Genomic DNA, 1622 nt, shown 5'->3' on the forward strand with positions numbered 1-1622 from the left:
ATGTAGCGGCCCTAGCCCCCGGCAAGGGCCGCTACATCAGCAACCCAATTCACTTTGGTTTCATGCTGGCCGTCGGTGTGGGTCTAGCCTGGATGGGCATGTACTTTGTGCTCAACATTGGCGCCCTAGCCGGCTGGCTCACCGGCGCAGTGTTCATCGGCCTGGGGCTAGACCCGGCTGTACGCAAACTCGAACGGTGGGGCCTGCCACGCGGTGCAGGCGTCACCGTCGTCTTCCTCTTCTTCGTTGCGGTAGCCGCCACCCTCATCTTCTGGGTAGTGCCCCTCATCGCCCGCCAGGCAGTTTCCTTCATTACCGGTTTCCCCCAGCAGTTTGAGAACTTCCTCAACTCAGACCTCTTCTCGGGTCTTGATGAGCGCTACCATATCCGCTCAGCGGTAGACGCCGAGGTAGAGAAGTTCTTTGAACAGGTCACCTCAGACACCTCTGTGGTGAGCGGATTTATGAACTCCCTCATGAACGCAGGCTCCACCCTAGCGGAAATCACTACCGGCACGATTATCGTGCTCTTCCTCTCCATCTATGTGCTCGCGTCTCTGCCCACCATCAAGGCCTGGTTCGTCCGCCTGACCCCTGCCTCCAAGCGTGAACGCGTCGGCTATCTCACCGAAAAAATCACCAGCTCTGTTGGCCAGTACGTCATGGGCCAGGCTCTCGTAGCTATCTGCAACGCCACCTGTGCCGCCATCATCATGCTGATTGTGGGCGTGCCTTTCGCCCAGCTGCTCATGCTCTTCGTCCTGCTCCTGGCCTTCATTCCCCTGGTCGGTGGCGTCAGTGCCGCTGTCCTGGTCTCGGTCATATCGCTCATCGATAGCTGGCAGACCGCCCTCTTCTTCCTTATCCCCTACCTGATTTACCTGCAGATTGAGGCCTACTTCATCTCCCCCCGCATTATGAGCAGGGCTGTGGCCGTCCCCGGTGCTGTAGCTATTATCGCGGTGGTTGCCGGTGGCTCTCTCTGGGGTGTGCTCGGTGCCCTCATCGCGATTCCCGTCGCAGCCTCCCTGCTGATTCTGGTCAACGAGGTACTCGTGCCCCGCCAGGACCAGCTCTAACGAACCACCTGCTTTCCTTAACCCGGTAGCGCCCTGCCTCTGAGCAGGGGTCGCTACCGGGTTTTTCTGCGCTTCTAACGCGCTCTAGGTCTGGTGTAATCTGCCGGGTTCTACCAGAATCTACGGGTTGCCCAGCACCGCTCGTGCCAGTGGCGGCGTTCCTCGATAGCCCGCTGGGCACCAAACATGTGGTCCTGTTGCCAGACCACCAGGTGCGCCATTCCGGGATGGATAGGTCGCTCGCACTCGGGGCACTTATAGGTTTTCAGAGCGTTGATAGAGGGGATGTACTGCACATACCAGTCCCCGTCTTGGGCCCGCTCCACTCGCGGGGCAGGGTCAAGAATACGGGAAATATCGCGCCCAGCGGGGCGGGCTTTCTGCCACTTGCTGGGGGCGGCCCCGGAGTTAGAGTTTGAACTGCTCCCCATAAGTTGGACTACTAAAAAACAGTCACCAACTAATGGGGAGCATCTCCTATGCGAGCACGAAGCTCACTCACCCAACACCAACGAGAACAACTCATCCACCTCTTCCAACAAG

Annotated in this window: 2 protein-coding genes; one reads left to right on the forward strand and one right to left on the reverse strand. The window is 58.9% G+C overall.

The annotated features are described in order from the left end of the window. The coding region (locus E4U03_RS12500) for an AI-2E family transporter (protein ID WP_228066315.1) at positions 1-1079 on the forward strand (1079 nt) is incomplete at its 5' end. Positions 1080-1189: 110 nt separating this feature from the next. On the opposite strand, the gene E4U03_RS12505 is transcribed toward E4U03_RS12500, so the two are convergent. After that, positions 1190-1510 carry an ATP/GTP-binding protein gene (locus E4U03_RS12505; RefSeq protein WP_135014047.1) on the reverse strand — a complete coding sequence of 107 codons (321 nt, stop codon included), beginning with the start codon at positions 1508-1510 and terminating at the stop codon, positions 1190-1192. Positions 1511-1622 lie beyond the last annotated feature (112 nt).

The sequence above is a fragment of the Rothia nasimurium genome, from assembly GCF_004569295.1.
In the GTDB taxonomy this organism is placed as follows: Bacteria; Actinomycetota; Actinomycetes; order Actinomycetales; family Micrococcaceae; genus Rothia; species Rothia nasimurium_B.

Coding starts and splice junctions, on each gene's coding strand:
- E4U03_RS12505 (WP_135014047.1), bottom strand. CDS start 1,510: ATGGGGAGCAGTTCAAACTCTAACTCCGGGGCCGCCCCCAGCAAGTGG.